The sequence below is a fragment of the Paenibacillus bouchesdurhonensis genome (assembly GCF_900155685.1).
Taxonomy (GTDB): domain Bacteria; phylum Bacillota; class Bacilli; order Paenibacillales; family Paenibacillaceae; genus Fontibacillus; species Fontibacillus bouchesdurhonensis.
In genome coordinates, this window is the sequence record NZ_LT732547.1 from 643,984 (window position 1) to 662,427 (window position 18,444).

At 47.7% G+C, this 18,444-nt stretch carries 16 protein-coding genes; 14 read left to right on the forward strand and 2 right to left on the reverse strand.

The genetic code is table 11. From position 1 onward, the window contains the following. Positions 1-53: 53 nt before the first annotated feature. From CZ379_RS02580 to CZ379_RS02595, 4 genes are all read left to right on the forward strand, one after another. The gene (locus CZ379_RS02580) at positions 54-2,123 is read left to right on the forward strand and encodes a methyl-accepting chemotaxis protein (protein ID WP_110930178.1); all 2,070 of its coding nucleotides are present in this window, start codon (positions 54-56) and stop codon (positions 2,121-2,123) included. A 461-nt stretch (positions 2,124-2,584) separates the two neighbouring features. Beyond that, a complete protein-coding gene (locus CZ379_RS02585; RefSeq protein ID WP_110930179.1) occupies positions 2,585-3,976 on the forward strand; it encodes an L-cystine transporter in 1,392 nt (463 codons plus the stop codon). Between the two features lie 286 nt (positions 3,977-4,262). Then, positions 4,263-4,697, forward strand: a complete 435-nt coding sequence (locus CZ379_RS02590) for an NfeD family protein (RefSeq protein WP_110930180.1) — start codon at positions 4,263-4,265, stop codon at positions 4,695-4,697. After that, on the forward strand, positions 4,697-5,632 hold the full coding sequence (locus tag CZ379_RS02595) for an SPFH domain-containing protein (protein ID WP_110930181.1): 936 nt from the start codon (positions 4,697-4,699) through the stop codon (positions 5,630-5,632). The genes CZ379_RS02590 and CZ379_RS02595 overlap by 1 nt, the downstream gene beginning before the upstream one ends. An 835-nt stretch (positions 5,633-6,467) precedes the next feature. Here the strand turns inward: CZ379_RS02595 and CZ379_RS02605 are convergent. Together CZ379_RS02605 and CZ379_RS02610 are read right to left on the reverse strand one after the other, a co-directional pair. Further along, a complete protein-coding gene (locus CZ379_RS02605; protein ID WP_110930183.1) occupies positions 6,468-7,133 on the reverse strand; it encodes a PspA/IM30 family protein in 666 nt (221 codons plus the stop codon). A gap of 31 nt (positions 7,134-7,164) precedes the next feature. After that, positions 7,165-7,410, reverse strand: a complete 246-nt coding sequence (locus CZ379_RS02610) for a PspC domain-containing protein (protein ID WP_110930184.1) — start codon at positions 7,408-7,410, stop codon at positions 7,165-7,167. A 217-nt stretch (positions 7,411-7,627) separates the two neighbouring features. On the opposite strand from CZ379_RS02610, the gene CZ379_RS02615 reads away from it, so the two are divergent. The 10 genes from CZ379_RS02615 (at position 7,628) to CZ379_RS02660 (ending at position 18,434) form a co-directional block, all read left to right on the forward strand. Next, positions 7,628-8,179, forward strand: a complete 552-nt coding sequence (locus tag CZ379_RS02615) for a flavodoxin family protein (RefSeq protein ID WP_110930185.1) — start codon at positions 7,628-7,630, stop codon at positions 8,177-8,179. Positions 8,180-8,417: 238 nt separating this feature from the next. Beyond that, positions 8,418-9,155, forward strand: a complete 738-nt coding sequence (locus CZ379_RS02620; protein ID WP_110930186.1) for a glycerophosphodiester phosphodiesterase — start codon at positions 8,418-8,420, stop codon at positions 9,153-9,155. Between the two features lie 4 nt (positions 9,156-9,159). Continuing rightward, positions 9,160-10,389: an SLC45 family MFS transporter gene (locus CZ379_RS02625; protein WP_110930187.1), complete on the forward strand. Its 1,230-nt coding sequence runs from the start codon at positions 9,160-9,162 to the stop codon at positions 10,387-10,389. A gap of 252 nt (positions 10,390-10,641) precedes the next feature. After that, on the forward strand, positions 10,642-11,619 hold the full coding sequence (locus CZ379_RS02630; protein ID WP_110930188.1) for a diaminopimelate dehydrogenase: 978 nt from the start codon (positions 10,642-10,644) through the stop codon (positions 11,617-11,619). Positions 11,620-12,244: 625 nt separating this feature from the next. Next, positions 12,245-13,192 carry a cytochrome aa3 quinol oxidase subunit II gene (gene qoxA / locus CZ379_RS02635; RefSeq protein ID WP_110930189.1) on the forward strand — a complete coding sequence of 316 codons (948 nt, stop codon included), beginning with the start codon at positions 12,245-12,247 and terminating at the stop codon, positions 13,190-13,192. 60 nt (positions 13,193-13,252) lie between these two features. Next, positions 13,253-15,196, forward strand: a complete 1,944-nt coding sequence (gene qoxB / locus CZ379_RS02640) for a cytochrome aa3 quinol oxidase subunit I (RefSeq protein ID WP_110930190.1) — start codon at positions 13,253-13,255, stop codon at positions 15,194-15,196. Continuing rightward, positions 15,193-15,789 (forward strand): cytochrome aa3 quinol oxidase subunit III, encoded by a 597-nt coding sequence (gene qoxC / locus CZ379_RS02645; RefSeq protein WP_110930191.1) that lies wholly within the window; start codon positions 15,193-15,195, stop codon positions 15,787-15,789. The genes qoxB and qoxC overlap by 4 nt, the downstream gene beginning before the upstream one ends. A 1-nt stretch (position 15,790) precedes the next feature. Then, a complete protein-coding gene (gene qoxD / locus CZ379_RS02650; protein ID WP_110930192.1) occupies positions 15,791-16,075 on the forward strand; it encodes a cytochrome aa3 quinol oxidase subunit IV in 285 nt (94 codons plus the stop codon). Positions 16,076-16,353: 278 nt separating this feature from the next. Continuing rightward, a complete protein-coding gene (locus CZ379_RS02655) occupies positions 16,354-17,022 on the forward strand; it encodes a hypothetical protein (RefSeq protein WP_110930193.1) in 669 nt (222 codons plus the stop codon). Next, a complete protein-coding gene (locus tag CZ379_RS02660; protein WP_110930194.1) occupies positions 17,019-18,434 on the forward strand; it encodes a hypothetical protein in 1,416 nt (471 codons plus the stop codon). The genes CZ379_RS02655 and CZ379_RS02660 overlap by 4 nt, the downstream gene beginning before the upstream one ends. The last annotated feature ends 10 nt before the right edge of the window (positions 18,435-18,444 follow it).

Below are 18,444 nucleotides of genomic sequence, written 5' to 3' on the forward strand. Positions count from 1 at the left end.
ATACCTTTTTTTGAGGGATTCGATTTTATGCTCGTTTTAAGGAGGACAACACAATGAAGCGTAGGGGGCGGCTTGAGCTTCAGTCGGTCGGTACAAAAATATTTATCGTTTTATTTGCTACGGTTGTGCTTTTATCCGCCGTGCTCGGCATTAGCTCTTATCTCATGTCGAAGCAAATCATTCGCGGACAGGTGGGGCTCGCTTCATCACAAGCGATCGAGCAGGCCGCAGACAAGCTGGACTTCCTGTTCGCGGAATATGAATCGATTTCGAGGCAGCTTGCTGTAGACCAAATGCTGCGAACGGATCTGGAGACTGTGACCAGACCTGATGTCGACATCATCAAGAAGACCGAGGCGGAGACGCGGATTCGCAATAAACTGGATGCGATGCGGGGTTCGGATGATCGCTTGGTAGGCATCCGGCTGATCGCGCCGGAGGACTTCTCCAATACGTATGCCAGCTCGGGAGCCAGTGCTACCAGCAATGAAGATTCCGTGAAGGAACGAGTCAAGGTGATACAGGATGCTAAAGGAAAGCCGGTTTGGATTCCTGGGCAGCAGAAAGGCTTCTTTGAGACATTTGCAAGGCCCTCAGTGACGATGGGGAGATTGCTGCAAAATTTAAAACATCCAGAAGCGGAATACATACTTCTTATCGAGGTTAAAGATGAGGCATTAATGCAGACTCTTTCTAATTTAAAAATCGGCCAATCCGGCGAGGTGCGCATTCTGACTGCCGATAACGTCATCGTTCATGCACCGAACCAGGAACTGATTGAGACGAAATCACAAATCGGCCTGGACGCTCGACAACTGCAGAGCGGGGACGCCTCTTTTACGACGGAGGATGAGCAGGGCGTCAAACAGCTCGTCGTATACAGGCAGCTTCAATCCGTCGATTGGCGCATCATTGGATATGCTCCCGAGAGTGACTTTTTAAGTGCGGCGGACAAGCTGATATGGATTACTGTGTTCGTTCTCATCATCGCAATTTTGGTCGCTTTGGCGATCGGTTACTATTTGTTCCGCATGGTCGGCAAACCGCTTATGCAGCTTTGCCGCTTGATGGAGGAAGGGGAGCGCGGAAACCTGAGGGTACGGACGAATTTTAAAAGCAAGGACGAAATCGGCCGACTGGGACAAAGCTTCAATAAGATGCTGGAGCAAATTTCTCTGCTTGTCGTTCGGACGAATATGTCCACTGAAGAGCTGCTAGAAACCGCAGAGCATTTAGCGAAAGCCTCCAAGGATACCTCGCAAAATGCCGGAGAGATAGCCTCGGCCACGGGGGAAATTGCTTCCGGTGCGGCGAATCTTGCGGTTGAAGCGGAGAAGGGCGTGGATATCGCCGATGAAATCGGACAGCAAATGGATCATGTCATCGGCCTGAATGGTGCTATGAATGCATCTGCCGGGAGGGTCATTGAAGTCAGTCGACAGGGGCGGGGATATATGGATAATCTTGTGGAGAAGACGGAATCCGTGTCCCGGATGACAGGCGTTATCGAAGAAAACTCAGCAAAGTTAAATCAGAGCACCCATTCGATCCGGAATATTCTGGCGCCTATGGTAGAGATGACGAAGCAGACGAATATTCTTTCCCTGAATGCTTCGATTGAAGCGTCTAGAGCTGGTGAGGCAGGCAAGGGTTTCATGGTCATCGCTGAGGAAATCCGCAAACTGGCGGCAGAGTCCAATGAATCCATTCAAACTGTATCGGCGGTGACGGAGGAAATTCAGGAAGCGATCGAGAATACGGTTAACATTCTCCAGCAGGTAACTCCTATGTTTGGAGAGCAACTGCTCTCGGTAAAAGATGCCTCTTCGATCTTTCAGAAGGTGACCCAGGAAATGGAGCAATTCGTAAACGATATTCAGAGCTCGTCGGCTTCGATTCATGAGCTGAGGGCATCGCAGCATGTGCTGTCCGAATTCATTTCCAGCGTAAGCTCTGTCGTACAACAAACGACGGCCTCTACCGAAGAGGTGGCCTCGATGTCCTCCGAGCAATTCAAGGTCAGCGAAGAGCTTGTGCGCTTGTCCAACCGATTGGAGGGTCTGTCGGAGACGCTGAAGCAATCCTTGAGCTCCTTCGAGACTGATGCAAGAGGGGCGGGGTAACCGTCCTTGGCGATGCAGCAGCTTCTCAATTAAATAAAAAGCAACCAAGCCAGGTAGATTTGCTGCCTGGCTTTTTTGGGATTGGGTTCTGGCTTATTGCAGTTGGATTCGGCTATCCATGTGTCAGTCTTTTCGGGAGTGGTTAAAACGTTGGGAGAAGGCTGCGGTAAAATTTCCAATATATTTAAATATAAATGGATATGACTTCCAGATAAATTCTCGGATTAGAGCTTCGTCCCAAAAATATATTTAGAATTTCCTCGAAATCAGGGACTTCACAGAAAACGGAATATTTATGAGGAAACGTTATGATAATAGGCATAAAAGGAGGAACGGGGACGTAAAATCAATTATAAATTAATCCTACCAATTTAGTCGTGTTTATGATAATATACGTTTGTAAATGAACTTAATAATGACAACCAATGGTCAAATATTAAGTGATAAAGGGGAGTCCTAAGATGGAAACATTGCAAATTATCCTTAACGTAGCGGTTATGCTCGTACTGCTAGGCATCCTCCTCTGGATGCAGAAGAAACATATATCTTTTACAAAACGGGTGTTTACCGGACTTGGGCTGGGCATCCTATTCGGGGTGGCGCTTCAACTGATCTTCCCATCCGGATCCGCTGTGATCGAGAAGTCGACGGACTGGTTCAACCTCGTTGGACGCGGCTATGTCGGCTTGCTGCAAATGATTGTTATCCCGCTCATTATGGTATCTATCATTTCCGCCATTATGAAATTGAAGGGAAAACAAAATCTGGGTAAAATCAGCGGTCTTATTATCGCGGTACTGTTGATTACGACAGCGATTGCCGCATCGGTCAGTATCGTCACTACGCTCAGCTTCGATCTGCAGGCGCTGGAGATTCCGGCGGGTGAGCGTGAAATTGCCCGTGGGGAGACGCTGGAGGAGCGGCTCGGAGATGTGGCTGGCAAGACGATTCCGCAGCAAATCCTTGATTTCATTCCGAAGAATCCATTTGCCGATATGACGCGAGCGCGGAGTACCTCGACCCTGGCTGTCGTTATCTTCTCCGCCTTTATTGGAGTTGCCGTGCTTGGGCTGGATCGTAAAAATCCGGAGCAAGCAGAGACGTTCCGTAAAATAATCGATGCACTGTACGCCGTGGTCATGCGGATTGTAACGCTGGTTCTAAGGCTGACGCCATACGGGATTCTTGCACTAATTACCAATACGATCGCAACGACGAATCCGCAGGAAATTTTGAAGCTGATCAAATTCGTGGGGGCATCTTATGTAGCGTTGATCGTAATGTTCATAATTCATCTGATCCTGCTGGCCATCTTCGGATACAATCCAGTGCAATATGTTAGAAAAGTACTGCCGACACTCGTGTTCGCCTTCACATCGCGTTCGAGTGCCGCTTCGATCCCATTGAACGTGGAGACGCAGACGAAGCGGCTGGGCGTACCTGACGGTATCGCCAACCTGTCGGCCTCCTTCGGGGCGACGATTGGCCAGAATGGCTGCGCCGGTATTTATCCGGCGATGCTCGCTGTGATGATTGCTCCGACGGTCGGCATTGATCCCACGAGCTGGGATTTCATTCTCACTTTGATTCTAGTCGTCATGATCAGCTCCTTCGGCGTGGCTGGGGTAGGCGGCGGAGCGACATTTGCTTCTTTGATCGTCTTGTCGACAATGAACTTGCCGGTCGCTTTGGCGGGGCTCTTGATCTCGGTTGAGCCGTTGATCGATATGGGACGTACGGCGCTTAACGTGAATGACTCCATCACAGCTGGTGTAATTACCGGAAAAGTGCTTGGCGAAAATGATGAGGATGTATTCAAGCGCAACGTGGATTTAGATGTGGCACAGGCTTAATTTATGAATAAATCGGTTGTCAGGTAGAATATAACTAAGACAGCTTTGAGGGTGAATCCTTCATAGCTGTCTTTTCCGTTCATAGTGCATTTAGAAAGGGGGAACAGGAAGAAATTAACTGTGAATTGAGCTTGATTTTGGTATTCTTGAAAATAAGGGTAAACATGGAGAGCGTTGGTTCTATTGCTTGCTAAGTATTTGCACAATAGGGTTTTAATTCTTGATACTTTTTGCCTGGAACACCGTATATACTATTATAATTGCGGAAAGGTGGTGTATCGGTAGGATGCATACATGGGTAATTTGGCTGATTGCCGCCGGAATATTGTTAGTGCTTGAAATGATGACCTTGACCTTTTACCTTCTTTGGATTAGTATCGGGGCGGTCGCGGCAGCTGTGGTTGCCTGGTTCGTTCCGGATGCTTTATTGCTCCAAGTAATTGTAGGGTGCGTAGTGGCCCTCTTGCTGACGGCGTTTACGAAACCGCTCGCGAAGAGACTGCGGACTTCCAAGGGGTATGAGGATGCCGGTACGGAATTGGTTGGGAAGCAGGGAGTGGTGGTTGAAGCCATTGAACCGGGTCAATATGGCATTGTAAAGATCGGGGGAGATACGTGGAGCGCCACATCCACACAATTCATTGCTAAGGATGAGTTGGTGCGGGTAATGAAGCGAGGAAGTACTATTATCGAAGTAGAAAGATGGGAGGAATTTATTTAATGGAATTTGCGATTATCGTCGTTATTGTCGTTGTTGTATTTATGTTCATTTCGCTTACAGTCAAAATCGTTCCTCAACAGCGGGTCGGAGTCGTGGAGCGGCTTGGTAAGTTTCACCGCCTGCTAACACCGGGTCTGAATATTTTGATTCCGGTAATTGACAAGGTTCGTGTAAATCACGACCTGCGGATTCAACAGGCCAATGTGCCGCCGCAAACCGTTATCACGAAGGATAACGTACAAGTTCAAATCGATACGATTATTTTCTATCAAGTGGTAGGCCCTGAGCAAGCAACATATGGTATTTCAGATTATGTATATGGTGTCCGGAATATCTCGACGGCAACAATGCGTCAAATTATCGGTAAGCTGGAGCTTGATGAAACGTTGTCCGGCCGGGAGAAAATCTCCACGGAGATCCGGATTGCTCTCGATGAAGCCACCGAGAAATGGGGCGTGCGGATCGAGCGCGTCGAGGTCATCGACATTAAGCCTCCGTTGGATATCCAGGAAGCGATGGATAAACAAATGAAGGCGGAGCGTAACAAGCGTGCGATCGTTCTAGAGGCGGAAGCGGCCAAGCAGGATATGATTCTTCGCGCCGAAGGGGATAAGCAAAGTAAGATCCTCAAGGCCGAGGGTGACAAGGAAGCGCGCATTCGCGAAGCGGAAGGTCTGCGTCAAGCCCAGGAGCTGGAAGCACTTGGGGAAGCTAAGGCGATTGAAGCGGTTGCCGAGGCGGAGAAGGCTAGAATCCAGTTGATTCGTGAGGCAGGCCTGGATGAGCAGGTGCTTGCTTACCGTTCTTTCGAAGCATTGACAGAAGTGTCCAAGGGAGCGGCGAACAAAATGTTTATCCCTTCCAATGCGATCGAAACACTGGGCAGCATCGGTGCCATTGGCGAAATGTTCAAGAGCAAGGAAGGCAAGAAATAATCGCGTCTGATTAAGATACATTAAAGGACGGGGCGCCCCAAAAGTCATCATAGATGACGGAGGGGCGCCCCTTTTTTTCAGAAAGCTATCTGTTTCTTGCGGAATCCAATTTTTCCTCGCCTGCATCCCACTCTTTAGCGCATCTTATATAAGCTGCCGATCACTGAGCTGCCCGAACATTAGGCTGCCGAACACTAAGCTGCCGAACACTAAGCTACCGAACACTAAGCTACCCAACATTAGGCCGCCAAAAAACTAAATGGAATTCGTGTATCTAATTATGCTATAAACGAATACTTTAGGGGATTAGATGGATTTTAGGCGCCTAAAATTAAGAATCCAGCCCATGATGCCCGTCTCCCCTCTTCTAACGACATGAAATCCATTTAAATCTACTTTTCCTTCTTTATCGCAGTAACTAACGACTATAAATCCATTTAGAACGAGAAAATCCGCGATTCATGCTCGGCGTAAGGTGCAAGTTGTATATCGAAGCGCATGATGCATTAAAAAAGAGTAAATCATACGGGCAATATCTTTCATCCAGTCAGAAGACTCAAATTGTCCCCTTTCCGTATTCTTTAAATAGACATAAAACTTAACATCCGAGTATTTGTCCCCTTCCCCTTTTGTAAACGATTCATACATCATACATGCAGAAATACGTGGATCATCCTCCCACTTTTCTTTGATTACATTAATTTGTTTTTCCTGTAATGGCATCTAACGTTCTAGGCGAGAAAAGAGGATACATGTTCATATATTGAACATAATATCCTCTTATTGGTCTATTTAACTCGAAGAGAGTATTTTTCTTGTTGATGCGATAGGGCGATTATTTGTTTTTATCGGAGTACAGCTGATTCTTCAAACGCTGGAGCTCCTCGCTTACAGCCGGGTCGTTGTCAGGGTTCGCCGTTTCTGCGCTGAAGGGGCTGCCGAATTTCGAAATGTTTGCCTCCCATTCGGAAATTTTCTCTTCCATGCGTTCGAAACCTCTTGCTGCTGCACCGCTATACGTGCCTTGGCTAAAGTTTGGGCATTCCGCTTGGCTGGATTGCTCTACTTTGCGGGCGCGCTCTGCCAGCTCTTTGCGCTTCTCTTTAAGCTGAGCCAGCTCTTCCTTCGCCTCCTTCAGGCGCAGCTCAAGCTCGAAAACTTGGCTCTCCGCTTGCTTGGCGTTAGCCGCAAAATTCTCCGCCTCATCCTGATAGTGAATTTTGGCTACGGCTGCACGGCGAGCGGCTTCTTCATTTCCAGCGGATAAAGCATCCAAGGCTTTTTGTTCCTGAAGCTGGGCATTGCGCGATGCATCAAGGCTTTTCTGCTCATTAACCTTAGCCGCTGTCTTCTGATCGCGGATGAGGTTTTCATTCGTGGCGATGTCCTCTTCCAGATTTCTTAAATACTGGCCGGTCATTAAGATCGGATCTTCCAGTTTATTCAATACCTCGTGAATGGTTGCTTTCGTTAAGTTGGACAGTCTGTTCAATATGCTCATGTTCAGGACTCCTTTTCGTTTTATTTAGAATTTAGAATTTAGAATATTGCTCGTCATAACCGTAATCGTTATAGTCGTAATGCATGCCGCCAGCAGGCTCTTTAGGCACAATCAAGCTTGCGATCAAATAAATAGCAACGACAGTGCCGAAGCTGCAAATGGCCGCGATTAACGCAATCAGGCGAACTACAGTCGAATCTATGTTGAAATAGCGGGCAATACCGCCGCAAAGACCGGTAATTTGTTTATCTGTTCTTGAACGATACAATTTTCTCATCTTACACCACTCACTTTCATATATTGTCATCGTGATACTGCAATCCGTTGTTTATGACTTTATTTTATCGGTTTTCAAGGAGAGGCATAACGGGCTGGGGACGGTTTTTGACCTCGACCATAGTCGGGCTTCTTCCTCGCCAGAAGGTGGGGAGCGGCGGTGCAGGAGCGTTTTTTGCTGGAAGGCAAGAAATATACTCATGTGAGGGAGTGGACGTATGAGCATTGTGGTTTTGCATGGCAGCACGAGAGAAGGAGGCAATACGGAAACGTTGACGGAGGTGGTCATGGAGGGACTGGCTCGAACGAATATTTTTCTGAGGGAAAAGACAATATTGCCGATTCATGATCAAAGGCATGATGAGGGCGGATTTGATCCAGTTGACGATGATTATGATGCCGTTATTCACGAGGTGCTTCAGCACGATATACTCGTGTTTACAACCCCGGTCTATTGGTATGGCATCTCGGGAATATTAAAAAATTTCATCGACCGCTGGTCGCAGAGCTTGCGCGATTCGTGTTTCGATTTCAAAGCAGCTATGGCGAGCAAGAAGGCCTACATTATTGTCGTTGGTGGAGATCATCCGCGGATTAAGGCACTGCCGCTCATTCAGCAGCTGAAGTATACTTTCGACTATGTAGGCATGCCGCTTGAAGGCTATCTAATCGGGAAGGCAAGCTGGCCTGGCGATATAACAGGAGATTCGCGGGCGCTATCAGAAGCGGAATGGTTAAATCGCGTATTGAGGACGGAGAGCGGCGGCTAAGTGGGAATGAACCAAATAACAAATAGCTGACGGCTGACTTAATATGCGCCTTGAACTGGCTGCGTTCAGCAGGTTCAGCACGGCTGTATGGACATAGGCTGAGTTCAGGGCGCATTTTGGTGTGCGCATCCCACATTTATTTCTCGCGTTATACAGTTTTAACAATGCAGGATTATGATAGGCGTATGGTTAATATTATGAGAAAATAAATGCAAAGCAGGGGAGGCGAAGAGGAAGCATGGCTCAAGTGATAAATTTTGCGCATCGCGGCGCGGCGGGGCATTGTCCCGAGAATACTATGATCGCTTTCAAGCGTGCTCTGGAGCTTGGTGCTACTGGCATTGAGACTGACGTACAAATGACGAAGGACGGGCATCTGGTGCTGATTCATGACGAAACGCTGCACCGTACAACAGGCTCTCCAGAATGGGTTAAGGATGTGACGATAGCCGAGTTATCGTCGAAGGATGCGGGCTCTTGGTTTCATGAGGATTTTCGGGGAGAGAAGATCCCGACCTTGGAGCAACTGCTTGAGCTCGTCAAGCCGCTGGACACGATCATTAATTTGGAGCTGAAAAACGGTGTCGTACGTTATCCTGAACTCGAGAGCAAAGTCATTGAAATGGTTCGCCGATTTGCGCTAACCGAGCGCGTCATCATTTCCAGCTTCAATCATTATTCGTTAGTCGAATGCAAACGGCTAGCCCCGGAAATACGGACGGGCATTCTGTATATGGAAGGGTTGTATGAGCCATGGGCTTATGCCAAGCGGATCGGCGCCGAAGCGCTCCATGCTTTTCAATATGCTGTAGTTCCTGAGCTGGTAGCCGCTGCCTCTGAATATGGAATGCCTTATCACCCGTTTACGGTCAATGAGCAAAGTGAGATGAGAGCATTGATTCAAGCTGGCGTGGCGGGAATTATAACCGATTATCCCGACCGTTTGTCCGAGCTGTTGACGGCTGAAGGGGGTTAATGGGATGAGAAGAACGTGGCTGCTCGGTCTCGGCTTTTTCAGTATCAGCATCACATGGGCGCTATATAATGCGTTTGTACCGCTTTTTTTGGGCAATTACTTAAAAAGCGTAGCCATGATCGGGTTCATGATGACGATCGATAATTATTTTGCGATGTTTCTGCAGCCGTGGATCGGCCATCGCAGCGACAAGACGCGAAGTAAGTACGGCCGAAGGATGCCTTATTTGATAATCGGCATGCCGCTAGGCGCCGTGTTTGCCACGTTGATTCCTTTACATACGGGCTTTGTAAGTTTGGTTATTTTTATGGTATTGATGAACCTTTCCATGAGCATATTCCGCTCGCCTACCGTGGCGCTCATGCCGGACATTACACCGGAGAGCCAGCGGACGAAGGCCAACGGGGTCATTAACTTTATGGGCGGGCTTGGTTCTATTCTAGCCTTTGGAATTGGCTCGCCGCTCTATAAAGCGGCTCCTTATTTGCCGTTTCTGTGTGCTGGATTGATTATGCTGATTTCGATGGTGATTCTGAAGAGCTTCATTAAGGAGCCGGTACTCCTTACAGGCTATGGCGATGGTCATAGCAATCCGTTTCGCTCAGAGGATCGTACCCAGGAACCGTCCAAGCATCAGGTGCGGATTAAAGACCAGCTCGACCGCACAACCTTGTTCATTTTGGGAGCGATCTTTTTCTGGTTCGTTGCCTACCAAGGGGTTGAAGCTCTGTTCACACTCTACGGGACAAAATATATCGGCATGAGCGATAACGAAGCGGCCTTCTCATTAACGTTCTTCTCTCTGGCGTTTCTTGCCTTTGCCCTTCCTAGCGGGTGGCTTGGCGCAAAATTCGGCAAGAAGAGAATCATTGCGATTGGTGTGCTGGGATTATTCGTCATCTTCGGTTCACTCGTGTTCGTTCAATCCGTGCTGTTGCTGCGCGGGCTGCTTATTGTCGGCGGGTTATTCTGGGCCTGCATTAATATCAACTCGTATCCTTGGATTGTAGCCACAGGGCGAGAGGAGAGCATTGGAACGAGAACCGGAATATATTATTTCGTGTCATCGCTTGCGGCAATCTGCTCCCCGCCTATGCTAGGCTGGATCATCGATCAGTTCGGATATCCGGCTCTGTTCGTTAGCGCATCGCTCGGCATGCTCCTGGCGTCGTTCTGCTTAATTGGAGCCAAGACAGAGAATCCATCCTCCGGGAGAATATCAGCAAGCACGTAAAAAAACTCGGTACTTTTGTCGTTCGACGAGAGTACCCGAGTTTTTTGCATAAGGCTGACTTTTTCATGTGAAGCGTAATCCCCAATAGGGTATCCGCCGCTTACCGTACCTTTTTGACATTTTCGTGAAGTTTTTTTGCGCAAGCTTATAGTGATGAGCGAAGTAATGCTTAACTTATGAGGCTAAAGATTTAAAAATGACCCATAGTAAGATAAAATAATGAAGAGCTAAATTTGAAGGAGGATACGTAAAGTGGCAGCGAACATCAAAGTGGGTATCGTAGGATATGGGAATTTAGGACGGGGCGTGGAGAAGGCAATCAAGCAAAATTCGGATATGGAGCTCCGCGCAATTTTTTCAAGAAGAAACCCGGACGATGTCGCGGCAGCAAGTGGCGTCGTGCATATTTCCGAGTTGGAGAAATACAAGGGCGATATCGACGTGTTGATTCTTTGTGGAGGTTCGGCCACGGATCTTCCGCAGCAAGGGCCGGAGCTAGCCGCTATGTTCAACACGGTGGACAGCTTTGACACACATGCAAAAATTCCTGAGTATTTCGAAATCGTCAATGCCTCTGCCGTCAAAGGGGGAAATGTAAGTGTCATCTCGACGGGCTGGGATCCTGGTCTGTTCTCTTTGAATCGTCTACTTGGACAGGCTATTCTTCCTGAGGGCAATGAGTACACATTCTGGGGCAAGGGCGTAAGCCAAGGGCATTCCGATGCGATTCGCCGCGTGAATGGCGTGAAGGGCGGAGTGCAATATACCATTCCGGTTGAAACAGCTGTAGATCGCGTGCGTAAAGGGGAAAACCCGGAATTGTCCACGAGAGAGAAGCATGTTCGGGAATGCTACGTTGTCGCTGAAGATGGGGCCGATTCAGGAAAGATCGAGCGTGAAATTAAGGAAATGCCTAACTATTTCGCCGACTATGAGACAACAGTTCATTTTATAAGCGAAGAAGAGCTTAAGACCAAACATTCCGCTATGCCGCATGGCGGAAAAGTATTGAGAAGCGGTCGTACGGGAGAAAACAACACGCAAATTATTGAATTCGGCCTAAAGCTCGACAGCAATCCCGAATTTACGGCAAGTGTTCTGGTGGCCTATGCCCGTGCCGTATATAAGCTATCCCAAGCTGGCGAATCCGGGGCCAGAACCGTATTTGATATTCCATTCGGCCTGTTGTCCCCTAAATCTCCGGAACAGCTTCGTAAAGAACTGCTGTAAACCAAGAGTATTGGCAACTGCTTACAGAGAACCTGCTTAAATTGGCCTGAGCCTAGCGTCTGGACTTCGATAGGATGCTGGCTCAGCCACCTCTGCTACTAGTGCAGTCCTCTGGATCTGCTATCCTGCAGCATTGCTCCTCCTTTGCCCTCCAAGTGTTTTTTTGTAGGAGAACTATGTCTAGTTTTCATTACATGCTGTTCACATGGCTAGGTGTTCATCACCGTTGCATCCCTCCTGAAATGGCAAATTGAATTAAAGTTCGACATAATCGATAGCGGCTTGAGTGTATGTGATTTTAGTTACAAAGCTCGAATATTATTATGACAATTCTGCGAACTATGGTGCTGGAAAGAATCATTGTGAACAATTATCAAAATCGCCGAATTTGACGTTTTTTGAGCGAATACGGCCGAATATCAACTTTATAGGGGGTGGGGAAAGTGACGGTTTTGCAGTTATATGTAAAAATATTACATAACTTACTTTCTCTGTGGTTTGTTTTTAGTTTTGGCGACTCCTAACATTGTTCTTAGTTGTAATACTAAAGTTCTCACGTGACTACTATGTCGCGCTGGAATTTCCTCGTGAAAACTTATTGCTTAGAAAGGGGTAACGGAATCTTATGAAAAGAAGAGGGCTGCTGTTAATCGCTTTTTCAGCGCTGCTTGTCTTTCTGTCCGGCTGCAGTACTCTTACGGTATTGGATCCAAAGGGGCCAGTAGCCAAGACTCAATCCGACGTCATTATATTCTCCATTATCACGATGGCGCTTATACTGTTCGTTGTTTATGTACTCTATGTTTACATGCTTACTAAATACCGGGCCTCCAAGGCTGCACCGGACTACGAGCCGCCTCATGATGAAGGGAAGACGTGGCTTGAAATTACCTGGACTGCAATTCCGCTAGCGATCGTCATCATGCTATCGGTTGTTACGATTCGCAGTACAAACGAGGTTGAGGCTGTACCTAAAGATTATCAAGATCAGAAGCCTATGGTTATTTACGCAGCATCCTCCAACTGGAAATGGCATTTCAGCTATCCAGAGGAAGGGATCGAGACAGTGAACTACGTCAATATCCCGACTCATCGTCCGGTCGAATTCCGTCTGTATGCGTACGGGCCAATCACAAGCTTCTGGGTGCCTCAGCTTGGTGGCCAGAAATATGCGATGAGCGATATGGTTACGAAGCTGAATCTCGTCGCAGAGCATTCCGGATCCTTTGTGGGCAAGAATGCAAACTTCTCGGGTGAAGGTTTTGCCCACATGGAATTTGAGGTGCTTGCCATGACCCCGGATGAATATAACGAATGGGTGGATGAAGTCAAGAGCACGGCTTCTGAGCTGACGCAGGAGGAATTTCAGTCCCTGCTGGATATGAAGCATGCCGGTAGAAAGACATACTCCTCCACACACCTGACGTTCTTACCGCCTCCTGAGGGTGAGCACGCCGGACATAACCATGGTGACGCCGCGGCTAAATCCGAACTGGATCAGTTCCAAATGGATCAATTCGGATCAGAGAATAGCGGAGGCGGAGAGATGGATCACTCCGGGCACAATCATTAAGAAGGCGCTGACAAGCAGAACGCTCGCAAGGCAACTAAGAACTGGAAAGGAGTAAGCTAAATGAAATGGGACGAATTTTTCGTCACGGGCGAACCGATGATTTACGGCGCAATGGTCAGCATTGTCCTTGTGTCCATCGCTATTGTTGTCGGACTGACCTATTTTAAGAAATGGGGCTACCTGTGGCGTGAATGGTTAACGACCGTTGATCATAAAAAAATCGGTATCATGTATATCCTATCTGCACTCATCATGCTATTCCGGGGCGGCGTTGACGGCCTCCTGATGCGTGCGCAGCTTGCTGTACCAGAGAACGGACTTTTGGACAGCCAGCACTATAACGAAATCTTTACAACGCACGGGGTCATCATGATCCTGTTCATGGCGATGCCGTTTATTATCGGCTTGATGAACGTCGTTGTACCGCTTCAAATTGGAGCAAGGGACGTAGCATTCCCTCGCTTGAACGCCGTCAGCTTCTGGCTGTTCTTCGCCGGAGCGATGCTGTTCAACATTTCATTCGTGATCGGCGGCTCTCCAGACGCCGGTTGGACGGCCTACTTCCCGCTATCGAGCATCGAGTTCAGCCCGACGGTAGGTAATAACTATTACTCTATCGCGCTGCAAATTGCCGGACTTGGTACGCTGATGACCGGGGTTAACTTTATCGTTACGATTCTTAAAATGCGCGCTCCAGGCATGACGCTGATGCGTATGCCGATGTTTACCTGGTCGATCCTGATCACATCGGTCATCATTGTATTTGCATTCCCGGTGCTGACGATTGCGCTCCTCTTGATGATGCTGGATCGACAGTTTGGATCACAATTCTTTACGATGGCCAACGGCGGGATGGATATGCTTTGGGCCAACCTGTTCTGGGTATGGGGGCATCCAGAGGTATATATCGTTATACTGCCCGCATTCGGTATATTTAGTGAAGTAATCTCGACCTTTTCACGTAAAAACCTGTATGGTTATAAATCGATGGTATTCAGTATGGTCATCATCTCGCTTCTGTCTTTTCTTGTGTGGGCTCACCACTTCTATACGATGGGACACGGCGCGATGGTTAACGGCTTCTTCTCCGTGACGACGATGGCGATTGCCATCCCGACCGGGATCAAGATATTCAACTGGCTATTCACGATGCAAAAAGGCCGAATTGAATTTACGACACCGATGCTGTATGCTCTTGGCTTCATTCCGATCTTTACGATTGGTGGAGTTACCGGCGTTATGCTTGCAATGGCAAGTGCGGATTACCAGTACCACAACACGATGTTCCTGGTCGCCCACTTCCACTACGTATTGATTCCAGGGACAGTCTTTGGGGTTCTTGCGGGAATGTATTACTGGTTCCCGAAATTGTTCGGCTTCCGTCTGAACGACAAACAAGGCAAGCTGGCTTTCTGGATTATTGCGATTAGCTTTAACGTAACGTTCCTACCGCTCTTCGCCCTTGGATTGAATGGGATGACGCGGCGGATGTACACGTACTCTGCAGAAACAGGCTTTGGGCCGCTGAATCTTATTGCGTCTATCGGTTCGGTCGGTCTAGCTATTGGATTTGCGGTACTCGTATACAACATTTACTGGAGTTTCCGCTATGCGCCGAGAGAGACGAACGGCGATCCGTGGAATGCAAGAACCTTGGAATGGAGCACGCCAAGTCCGATTCCTCATTACAACTTTGCGCGTATGCCTGACATTGAGAATCGTGATGCATTCTGGTTTGCCAAGAAGTCGGGCAAGTCCCTGTATACTGAAGAATACAGCGATATTCATATGCCCAACAACAGCGGCCAGCCATTTGTTCTGGGTATGATCTTTATGATCTTCGGATTCTTCATGGTCTTTAACTGGTGGGTAGGGGCTGTGATTGGAGCCATAGGTATTTTCGTTATGATGATCATCAGATCCTTTGAACGCGATCACGGACATTATATTCCTGTGAAGGAAATTGTGGCGACCGAAGAACGATTGCGGGGTGAACAGGTATGAAAATAGATCATTCAGTACCGCTGGAATATAGCACAGAGGAGAACAAAAACCGGATCTTGGGTTTCTGGGTATTTCTCGGGGCAGAGATTGTCATGTTCTCCACGCTCTTCGCTGTCTATTTCACTTTGTGGAATCGCACAGGCGACGGCCCTACAGCGAAAGAGATTTTTGAAATCGGGCCGGTGCTTATTGAGACCTTCCTGCTACTGACGAGCAGCTTTACGATCGGTCTAGCGATCAACAGTATGCGGCAAGGCTTGATGAAAGCGACGATGGGATTTTTTGCAGTCACCTTATTGCTTGGCCTCGGATTCCTCGGTGTCGAGATTTATGAATTCGTTACGTATGTAAGCGAAGGGGCGACGCTGCAAACCAACGCCTTCATGTCCAGCCTATTCACGTTGCTTGGCCTCCACGGGGCGCACGTTACGCTTGGATTGGTATGGGGCGGTGGGCTAATGCTGCAAATGAAGCGTGAAGGCTTCACGCCGGATACGGCGAACAAGTCGTTCATCTTCTCGTTGTACTGGCACTTCCTTGATGTCGTCTGGATCTTTATCTTCAGCTTTGTATACTTGAAAGGATTGATGTGACATGAAAAAACTATTCCCGCTTCAACACGTCATGGGATATGTCTCTTCGCTGATCCTTTCGGTCGTTGCGCTGACCGTTCTGTTCTTCGATATGTCCTTCGGGATGCAAATGACAGTTCTGCTCGTTTGTGCAATCATTCAAATGTCAGTCCAACTGTTCGTATTCATGCACATCGGCGAGACAGGTTCGAAAATGTCGCTATATGCTAATATCGCTTATGCGTTGTTTGTAGGTGTGGTGACGGTTTTCGGTACACTGTTTACGATGATCTGGGGATATCAATAAGCGAATAGGCAAGTTTGATAAAGCTAGATTTATATAAATATTTATATGTTATAGAAATAATAATCACTCTGATCCAAGGGCGAAAGCCTGGGTCAGGGTGATTTTTTTATTCAGTAAATCGCGAATGGATGCCTTTGCGCATAGATGTCTTCCTGGTGAAATAACGGGCTTTGCAGGGACAAGGGTTAATTTTTGTGAGGTTGTGTCCGAAATATAGGTAGGGATGGGTTTCATTTACAAAAAATAATATGATTCGGAGGAAGAAGAGACTGCGTACTATGAATTATTTGGATGAACAGATTCTAAGTATTAAACACGGTTTAACGCCTAAGCATGATGAGGCAAAACTGAGCCAACTTCAACCGACAGATTCAGCTCAGCAAAGTACTGTGCTTAATAAGAGCATGGTATTTCGCATAAAAGATCAGATTGTCACCTTCAACCCGGTGATCGTACTGGATGGGAAAGTCGAAGTGGAAATTCCGAAGGCCTTTCAACTCATGCCCTTGGAGCAAGCTAAATTCAAATATCCTTCAGAGCATCGCCCAAAGGTCATTTACACATCATTTGATGGGACGATCAATATTACTTTTAATCCAACAGAAACGACTTTGGAGCCGGAGGGGCTTCCTGATTTTATAGAGCAAATGGCAGACGTGTTGCGATCTGTACAGCCCATCCGGAAGTGGATGGGTACAGAGTTGATCGTTAATGATTATGGTTTTTCGATCGGGATCATTCGTTTTGTAGCAGCAGGGGTGGACGGCAACCTGTATAACGAAATGCTGTTGTTTGTTCTGGAAGGATATGTGATCATTGGCGCCTTCAACTGTACTGAGACCGACACGGAGGCATGGCTGCCTGTAGCCAGAAGGATAGTGCAAACCTTTAGAGCTGCCACTGACCCCACCTCAACGCTGTTCGAGGAAGGAGATGGTTCAATATGAGTTTGGGATACGAGAACATTCAAGTTCGCCCCTTTGAAAGAATTAACTTGGAAAAGCTCACCTTGACGAAAAAGATTAATGAGCATACCCGGCTGTATTTTACAGGTGTGATTCCAGAGGATCTGCGGGACAGCTATATAGAAACAACGCACAGTTATACAATTATTGAAGTGAGTCAAAAGGATGAGGCGGGCGAGACTAAGCCATTATTCAGCGGAATTGCGCTCTCGGTTGAGGTGAAGGTTGTACGTGATGTGTACTATCTGGAGATTGAGGCCATTTCTCATACCTACCGAATGGATATCAAGCAGCGCACGCGATCTTTTCAGAATACTAAAATGACAATACCTCAATTGCTGGAGCAGATTGGTGAGGATTATGCGGGGCTTGATGTTATTGACGGGGCTACTGACGGGGCCCAGATCGGGCGTATTGCTATCCAGTACCTAGAGACGGACTGGGCTTTTTTAAGAAGGTTGGCCTCCCGTTATCATACAAGCTTAATGCCCGTCGCTCGTTTTGATAGTCCGAAGTTTTATTTTGGAATTGAGGATATACCTGCACATGTGGTTCTGGATAATAGCCGTTATACCGTACGCAAACATATGCTGCCTTTTCGCTACTTTCAGGAGAATGATCAGGCCAGGCTCAGGGAGAACGACTTCATATTTTATGAGGTGGAGACGGATGAGGTGCTGGATTTAGGAGCGCAATTGTCTTTTCAAGGGCATAGCCTATTTGTGATGGAAGCCTATACCGAAATGAGGCAGGGACAGTTAAGGCATCAGTATGTATTGGGGTCTTACCAGGGATTCCGGCAAAAAAGCTACTATCAGGAAAAGCTGGCTGGTGCATCGTTAGGCGGCGTGGTTGTGGACGTGCGTCTGGATCAGGTGCGTATTCATTTGGACTGCGATGAGCAGCAGGAGATAGATAAGGCCTATTGGTTCAACTATTCCACGGCCTATAGTGCTGAGGGACATACGGGCTGGCATGTAATGCCGGAAATCGGCGATCCTGTTTCATTATATTTTCCGGGCAGCCGTGAAGAAGACGGGATTGCGGGAAGTGCCGTTAGGCGAAATACGCAAGGAAGTGCCAATAATAAGCTTTCCAATCCTCAGATGAAGGTGTGGAGAACCCCTCAGGGGAAGGAAATTTGCCTGGGGCCGGATGAACTGGTCATTACGGGGAAAGAAGGGGCTGTATATATCAAGCTGAACGACAAGGATGGCATACATATTGTGAGCAATAATGCTGTAAGCATCTCGGCGGGAGGAGATTTGAGCCTGACGGCTGGGAAGACGATGTCTCTCTCCGCAGGCAGTGAACTGCGCATGGATTGCAACGGCAGTCATATTGAACTTAGCGGTTCAGCCCAAATGAAAGGCAGCGAAGTGAAATCTAACTAGCATAAAGTGT

What these genes read in the sequence shown, in the direction of transcription:
- CZ379_RS02580 (WP_110930178.1), top strand. Translation starts at nt 54, where the DNA reads ATGAAGCGTAGGGGGCGGCTTGAGCTTCAGTCGGTCGGTACAAAAATA.
- CZ379_RS02585 (WP_110930179.1), top strand. Translation starts at nt 2,585, where the DNA reads ATGGAAACATTGCAAATTATCCTTAACGTAGCGGTTATGCTCGTACTG.
- CZ379_RS02590 (WP_110930180.1), top strand. Translation starts at nt 4,263, where the DNA reads ATGCATACATGGGTAATTTGGCTGATTGCCGCCGGAATATTGTTAGTG.
- CZ379_RS02595 (WP_110930181.1), top strand. Translation starts at nt 4,697, where the DNA reads ATGGAATTTGCGATTATCGTCGTTATTGTCGTTGTTGTATTTATGTTC.
- CZ379_RS02605 (WP_110930183.1), bottom strand. Translation starts at nt 7,133, where the DNA reads ATGAGCATATTGAACAGACTGTCCAACTTAACGAAAGCAACCATTCAC.
- CZ379_RS02610 (WP_110930184.1), bottom strand. Translation starts at nt 7,410, where the DNA reads ATGAGAAAATTGTATCGTTCAAGAACAGATAAACAAATTACCGGTCTT.
- CZ379_RS02615 (WP_110930185.1), top strand. Translation starts at nt 7,628, where the DNA reads ATGAGCATTGTGGTTTTGCATGGCAGCACGAGAGAAGGAGGCAATACG.
- CZ379_RS02620 (WP_110930186.1), top strand. Translation starts at nt 8,418, where the DNA reads ATGGCTCAAGTGATAAATTTTGCGCATCGCGGCGCGGCGGGGCATTGT.
- CZ379_RS02625 (WP_110930187.1), top strand. Translation starts at nt 9,160, where the DNA reads ATGAGAAGAACGTGGCTGCTCGGTCTCGGCTTTTTCAGTATCAGCATC.
- qoxA (WP_110930189.1), top strand. Translation starts at nt 12,245, where the DNA reads ATGAAAAGAAGAGGGCTGCTGTTAATCGCTTTTTCAGCGCTGCTTGTC.
- qoxB (WP_110930190.1), top strand. Translation starts at nt 13,253, where the DNA reads ATGAAATGGGACGAATTTTTCGTCACGGGCGAACCGATGATTTACGGC.
- qoxC (WP_110930191.1), top strand. Translation starts at nt 15,193, where the DNA reads ATGAAAATAGATCATTCAGTACCGCTGGAATATAGCACAGAGGAGAAC.
- qoxD (WP_110930192.1), top strand. Translation starts at nt 15,791, where the DNA reads ATGAAAAAACTATTCCCGCTTCAACACGTCATGGGATATGTCTCTTCG.
- CZ379_RS02655 (WP_110930193.1), top strand. Translation starts at nt 16,354, where the DNA reads ATGAATTATTTGGATGAACAGATTCTAAGTATTAAACACGGTTTAACG.
- CZ379_RS02660 (WP_110930194.1), top strand. Translation starts at nt 17,019, where the DNA reads ATGAGTTTGGGATACGAGAACATTCAAGTTCGCCCCTTTGAAAGAATT.